The sequence below is a fragment of the Kitasatospora sp. NPDC057542 genome (genome assembly GCF_042801945.1).
Classification (GTDB): Bacteria; Actinomycetota; Actinomycetes; order Streptomycetales; family Streptomycetaceae; genus Kitasatospora.
In genome coordinates this window covers 1-5,926 of the sequence record NZ_JBHVFE010000520.1, presented here as the reverse complement: position 1 = coordinate 5,926, position 5,926 = coordinate 1, and the positions used below count along the sequence as shown (strand labels likewise).

7 protein-coding genes are annotated in these 5,926 nt (G+C 72.3%); 2 read left to right on the top strand and 5 right to left on the bottom strand.

The window, feature by feature from the left end; translation table 11 throughout:
- Nucleotides 1–54: 54 nt before the first annotated feature.
- The 3 genes from ACFU7Y_RS38395 to ACFU7Y_RS38385 all read right to left on the bottom strand — a co-directional run bounded on the left by ACFU7Y_RS38395 (nucleotide 55) and on the right by ACFU7Y_RS38385 (nucleotide 3,103).
- A complete protein-coding gene (locus ACFU7Y_RS38395; protein ID WP_224278612.1) occupies nucleotides 55–1,200 on the bottom strand; it encodes a D-alanine--D-alanine ligase family protein in 1,146 nt (381 codons plus the stop codon).
- 74 nt (nucleotides 1,201–1,274) lie between these two features.
- Nucleotides 1,275–2,276 (bottom strand): NAD(P)H-dependent glycerol-3-phosphate dehydrogenase, encoded by a 1,002-nt coding sequence (locus ACFU7Y_RS38390; RefSeq protein ID WP_380771130.1) that lies wholly within the window; start codon nucleotides 2,274–2,276, stop codon nucleotides 1,275–1,277.
- A complete protein-coding gene (locus tag ACFU7Y_RS38385) occupies nucleotides 2,273–3,103 on the bottom strand; it encodes a 1-acyl-sn-glycerol-3-phosphate acyltransferase (protein ID WP_224278614.1) in 831 nt (276 codons plus the stop codon). Before ACFU7Y_RS38385 ends, ACFU7Y_RS38390 begins: the two co-directional genes overlap by 4 nt.
- A 228-nt stretch (nucleotides 3,104–3,331) precedes the next feature.
- Here ACFU7Y_RS38385 and cofC point away from each other — a divergent pair, with 228 nt between their 5' ends.
- Together cofC and ACFU7Y_RS38375 are read left to right on the top strand one after the other, a co-directional pair.
- Nucleotides 3,332–4,015 (top strand): 2-phospho-L-lactate guanylyltransferase, encoded by a 684-nt coding sequence (gene cofC, locus ACFU7Y_RS38380; RefSeq protein WP_380771129.1) that lies wholly within the window; start codon nucleotides 3,332–3,334, stop codon nucleotides 4,013–4,015.
- Nucleotides 4,016–4,123: 108 nt separating this feature from the next.
- Nucleotides 4,124–4,345: a hypothetical protein gene (locus ACFU7Y_RS38375; protein WP_380771127.1), complete on the top strand. Its 222-nt coding sequence runs from the start codon at nucleotides 4,124–4,126 to the stop codon at nucleotides 4,343–4,345.
- Nucleotides 4,346–4,543: 198 nt separating this feature from the next.
- Here the strand turns inward: ACFU7Y_RS38375 and ACFU7Y_RS38370 are convergent, their stop codons facing one another.
- Together ACFU7Y_RS38370 and ACFU7Y_RS38365 are read right to left on the bottom strand one after the other, a co-directional pair.
- Nucleotides 4,544–5,302 (bottom strand): HU family DNA-binding protein, encoded by a 759-nt coding sequence (locus ACFU7Y_RS38370; RefSeq protein ID WP_224284475.1) that lies wholly within the window; start codon nucleotides 5,300–5,302, stop codon nucleotides 4,544–4,546.
- A 133-nt stretch (nucleotides 5,303–5,435) separates the two neighbouring features.
- Nucleotides 5,436–5,783, bottom strand: coding sequence for a hypothetical protein (locus tag ACFU7Y_RS38365; protein ID WP_263455706.1), 348 nt, complete (start codon nucleotides 5,781–5,783; stop codon nucleotides 5,436–5,438).
- Between the last annotated feature and the right edge of the window lie 143 nt (nucleotides 5,784–5,926).

Sequence of the window (5,926 nt, the reverse complement as noted above, 5' to 3'; positions counted from 1 at the left end):
GACGTACCGAGGGCGGGCCGGGAGCTCCCGGCCCGCCCTCCGCCGCAGGACCCGCTAGCGCAGCCCGGTCGAACGCCGCAGCGCCGTCCCGAGCAGCCGGTCGATCAGCTCCGGGTACGTGACCCCGCTGGCCTCCCACATCTTGGGGAAGGCCGAGATCGGGGTGAAGCCGGGCATGGTGTTGATCTCGTTGATCATCCAGGTGCCGTCCTCCAGCAGGAAGAAGTCCACCCGGGCCAGGCCCTCGCAGCCGAGCGCCTCGAAGGCCTCGACCGCCTGGCGCTGGATCTCGGCGAGCTCCTCGGCGGTGAGCTTCGCCGGGATCTGCACCTCCGAGGAGTCGATGTACTTGGCCTCGAAGTCGTAGAAGTCGTAGCCCTCGCCGACCAGGACCTCGCCGGCCACGCTGGCCCGCGGGCCGTCCTCGAACTCCAGCACGCCGCACTCGATCTCGCGGCCGGTGACGCCGGCCTCGATGATCAGCTTGGGGTCGTGCCGACGGGCCTCCTCGATCGCGGCGTCGAGGTCGGCCAGGTCCCTCACCTTGGTGATGCCGATGCTGGAGCCGGCCCGGCAGGGCTTCACGAACAGCGGCAGGCCCAGCTCGGCGGCCCGCTCGCGCACCGCCGCGCGGCCCGCCTCGGACTCCCACTCGCGCGGCCGCACGATGGTGTAGCGGCCGACGTCCAGACCGTGCGAGGCCAGGATCCGCTTGGCGAACTCCTTGTCCATCCCGGCCGCGCTGGCCAGCACGCCGTTGCCGACGTACGGGACGCCGGAGAGCTCCAGCAGGCCCTGGAGCGTGCCGTCCTCGCCCCACGGACCGTGCAGCAGCGGGAACACCACGTCGACCTCGCCGAGGGCCTTGGGGGCGCTGCCCGGCTCGGTCAGGACCACCTCGCGGTTGCCCGGGGCGGCCGGCAGCGCGACCTGGCCGTCGACGCCCTCGGCGACGTGTGCCACGTCCGGCAGCTTCCCGTCGGTGATGGCCATCCGGGCCGGCTCGTCGCTGGTCAGCGCCCAGCGGCCCTCGTGCGTGATGCCGATCGGCAGCACGTCGTACTTGTCGCGGTCGATCGCCCTGAGCACACTGCCCGCGGTGGAGACCGAGATCGCGTGCTCGGAGCTGCGCCCGCCGAAGACCAGCGCGACGCGCGGCTTCCGGTCGGGCCGGTTCGGGGAGGTCTGTTCGATGCTCATATCGGGTTTGAGACTACCGTGCGAGTGCCTACCGGAAGGTAGGCGGCGCCGCGGGCCGGGCGGCGCCGCCGGGCTCAGTGCCGCTCCGCCTTCGCCGAACGCGACATCAGCGTCTGCAGCGCCTCCTGGGTCGGCCGCCCGTTGTGCACCACGTCCACCACCGCCTCGACGATCGGCATGTCGACCCCGTTGCGCCGGGCCAGGTCCAGTACCGACTCGCAGGACTTGACGCCCTCGGCGGTCTGCCGGGTGGCCGCGATGGTCTCCGCGAGCGACATGCCCCGGCCCAGGTTCATGCCGAAGGTGTTGTTGCGCGACAGCGGCGAGGAGCAGGTGGCCACCAGGTCGCCCATCCCGGCGAGTCCCGCGAAGGTGTGCGGGTCCGCGCCCAGCACCTCGCCGAGCCGGGTGGTCTCGGCCAGCCCGCGGGTGATCAGGGTCGCCTTGGTGTTGTCGCCGAGCCCCATGCCCGCCGCCATGCCGACCGCCAGGCCGATCACGTTCTTGACCGCACCACCGAGTTCGCAGCCCACCACGTCGGTGTTGGTGTACGGCCGGAAGTACGGCGTGTGGCAGGCCGCCTGGAGCCGCTTGGCGACCGCCTCGTCGGAGCAGGCGACCACACTGGCCGCGGGCTGCCGGTTGGCGATCTCCTTGGCCAGGTTGGGCCCGCTGACCACCGCGACGCGCTCCGGGCCGACCCCGGTGACCTCGTCGATGACCTCGCTCATCCGCTTGGCGGTGCCGAGTTCGATGCCCTTCATCAGGCTCACCAGCACGGTCTGCGGCTCGATCAGCGGCGTCCAGGCGGCCAGGTTGTCGCGCAGCGTCTGCGAGGGCACCACGAGCACCGCGAAGTCGGCGCCGGCCAGCGCCTCGGCGGCGTCGGTGGTGGCCCGTACGGTGTCGGGCAGCCGGACGCCCGGCAGGTAGTCCGGGTTCTCGTGGGTGGAGTTGACGGCGTCCACCAGCTCCTGGCGACGGGCCCACAGCACGACCTCGCAGCCGGCGTCGGCGAGCACCATCGCGAACGCGGTGCCCCAGGAGCCGGTCCCCATCACGGCGCAGCGGGTCACTTGCCGGCCTCCCCGGTGCCCTTGCCCGGCTCGCCCTTGGCGCGCCGGCGCTCGGCCAGCGCGGCCGCGGCGCGCTCCCGGGCGGCCTTGCGCATGTCGTAGCGCTCGGCCGGCGGTTCCTCGCCGCGGACCTCGGCCAGCACGGCGGTGATCGCCGTCATGATGTCCTCGGTCGCGTCGGCGAGCACCTGGGCGGTGAGCTCCTGCCCCTGGTACTTGCTCAGGTCCACCGGCGGCCCGGCCGCGACGGTGACCTTGTGCCGCGGGAACAGGTTGAACCTGCCCTTCCCGTAACCGGGCCGGCCGTACGGCGGGATGATCTCGTGGGCGCCCCAGTGCGCGACCGGGATGACCGGCGCACCGGTCATCAGCGCGACCCGGGCGACCCCGCTCTTGCCGGTCATCGGCCACAGGTCCGGGTCCCGGGTGAGCGTGCCCTCCGGGTAGAACTGCACGCACTGACCGCCGTTGACCGCGTCGATCGCGGCCCGGAACGCCTGTGCGGCGTCGGTGGACTCGCGGAACACCGGAATCTGGCCGGTCTTGCGCAGCATGAATCCGATGAAGGGAACCGAGAACAGCGAGGACTTGCCGAGAATGCGCGGCGGACGTCCGCTGTTGTACTGCCAGTGCGCGTAGATCACCGGATCGATGATCGAATTGTGGTTCACCGCGGCGATGAATCCGCCGTTCTTCGGAATGTGCTCCCAGCCCCGCCAGTCCGGCTTCACCAGGGCGGTCGTCACCGGCTTCACCAGCACGGCCGCGAAGCGGTACCAGATGCCGTAGTCGGCGTTGCCGAACTTGGCGTACGAGCGGCGGGCCACCCCAGCTCCTTCTCATCCGATGCGGCATCGAGTGCCGCGGTCATGGCGTCCCGGTGCCGCGCACCGATTCCACCGGCGCCCGGGCCACGGGCGCGGACCAGTGTCGCCCGCCCGCTCACCGGCTGTCGAGCAACCGCGCCAACCCGCCCGGCAGGCGTGATCAAACGCACGTCCGCACAGCTCGGACGGCCTGGCGAGGGCTCCGGGACCGGCGCCACAATGACGCCGATGACCCAGGACACCGTACGCCCCAGCGGGCCCGTCGCGCCCCCCGCACCCACGGCCGGCTGGTCGCTGGTGCTTCCGCTCAAGCCTCTCGCCCTGGCCAAGAGCAGACTGGCGCCGTACGCCGGGCCGCACCGGGCTGACCTGGCGCTGTCCTTCGCGCTGGACACCGTCACCGCCGCCCTGGCCACCCCGGGCGTCGACCGGGTCCTGGTGGTCACCCGGGACTCCACGGCCGGCCCCCTGCTGGCCGCGCTCGGCGCGCTCGTGGTGGCCGACGAGCCCGGCGGCGGCCTCAACCGGGCACTGGCGCACGGCGCCGAGGCCGCCCTGGCACTGGCCCCGCGGGCCCCGCTCGCAGCGCTCTCGGCGGACCTCCCGGCGCTGCGCCCGGCCGAACTGGCCCGGGTACTGGGCGCGGTGCCGCCGGACGGCCGGGCCTTCCTGCCGGACTCCCCCGGCCTGGGCACCACGCTGCTCGCCTGCACCCCCGGCCGCCCGCTCTCCCCGGCGTTCGGGGACGGCTCGCGGGCCCGGCACGCAGCCGGCGGGGCGCTCGAACTGCATCTCGCGGACGTGGAGTCGGTGCGCCGGGACGTGGACACCGGGACGGACCTCGACCAGGCCGCGGTGCTCGGCCTCGGCCCGCACACCAGCGCACTGTTCGCCCGGCTGAGCCTGTCCTGAGCCCTTCCCGGACGCCGCCCGCACGCCTCCTGCCTGCCTCCCGGCCCGTCCCGGCCCGGCGTCGACCTGCCCCCGGGTCCGGGCCGGCCCGCTCGCTATGCTGCTCGCATGCAGGCCACCGCGTTCACCTTCGACCCCGCCACCCGGGCCGGCTCCGTGCTGCTCGACGACGGGACCCCGGTGCCGTTCGACGCGGCCGCCTTCGACGCCGGCGGCCTGCGGCTGCTGCGCCCCGGCCAGCGGGTGCGGATCCGCACCGAGGGCACCGGCGAGGCCTGCCGGGTGGTCTTCGTGACGCTCCAGACCTTCCCCGACCCGGCCGAGGGCTGACGGCCCCACCCGGCGCCGCCGGACCTGTCCACACCCCGCCGCACCCTGCCCAGGGCACCTCCGGTGCCGCCGCACGCCGTCGATTCCTGACTAAGCGCCCGGAAATCGAAAGAGCCGCGGCGACCGGTTTCCGTGAATTCACGGAACGGGGTGCCGCGGCTCTGGACCGAAGGCCGTCCGGGGACGGTCGCGCGGGACTTACTTGGCAGAGGTCTTGCGCGCGGTGGTCTTGCGGGTGGCGGTCTTCTTCGCCGGCGCCGTCTTCTTGGCCGTGGCGGTCGCCTTCTTGGCGGTGGCCGTGGTCTTCTTGGCGGCAGCCGTGGTGGTCGCCTTCTTCGCCGCGGCCGTCTTCTTGGTCGCGGCGGCCTTGGTCGCGGCCGCCGTGGTCTTCTTGGCGGCGGTGGTCTTCGCGACCGTGGTCTTCGCGGCGGCCTTCTTGGCAGTGGCCGTGGTCTTCTTGGCAGCGGTGGTCTTCGCGACCGTGGTGGCAGCCTTCTTGGCGGCGGCCGTGGTCGTCGCCTTCTTGGCGGCGGCCTTCTTGGCGGCCGGGGCGGCGGCGGCAGCGGCGGCACGCTTGGTGGCGGCACGCTTGGCGGCCGGGGTGGCGGCCACGCCGCTCTTGCCCGGGGTGAGGGAGCCCTTGGGGGCCTTCTTCACCGAGGGGCCTTCCTTCGGCAGCTTCTTGCTGCCGCTGACCAGGTCCTTGAAGCCCTGGCCCGGACGGAAGCGCGGGACCGAGGTCTTCTTGACCTTGACCCGCTCGCCGGTCTGCGGGTTGCGGGCGAAGCGCGCGGAGCGCTCCACCTTCTCGAAGGTGCCGAACCCGGTGACCGAAACCCGGTCACCGGCCACAACGGCACGGACCATGGTGTCGAGCACTGCGTCGACGGCCTCTGCGGCAGCCTTGCGACCGCCCAGCTGCTCGGCCACCGCTTCGACAAGCTGAGCCTTGTTCACGTCTTCCCCTTCGGAAACGGGCGCCGGATGATTCCATCCGTTCTTTTCGCACGTTAGGTATGTATCTGCGGACTTTCAATTACCAAACGCGCGAATCACCCTAGTGTCGCAATGGATTTGCGCGTCGGCGACCTCAGTCGAGCGGCGGGGGCCCCTCGTCGAGGTCATGTACAAAGCGACTCAACCGCCTTGCCGCCTCCGGAAGATCGCGCTTGGCGGTCTCGGTGACGATGAGGAGTTGACGGGTGAGAGCGGTCTTTGCATCGGCAGACACGTTCAGCGCATGCACGCGGGCGTGAGCTTGCTTCAACCGCTCGGCCACAAGCGCGTAGAGCGCTGCGACTTCCTGGTCGTCCGGCCCCTCAGCTGGCGCGGAGGTGACGTCCGGCCGATCGTCAATTCGGCGTTCGGATGGCCGGCCCACGGAGTCCTCAGCCGCGGGTTCGCCGCCCGCGTACGGAGGTTCATGGTGCCGGTGCATGTACTGATTGTGCCATCTACCCGCAGTTGTACTTGCGCGGGGCCCTCTTCCGCAAAGCCAAATGGGCAATCCGGGGCGGGCCCCGGCGCTAACTCGCGCTCCGGAACGCCGGATGGCCCGGCCCCCCCGAGGGGGGCGCGGGC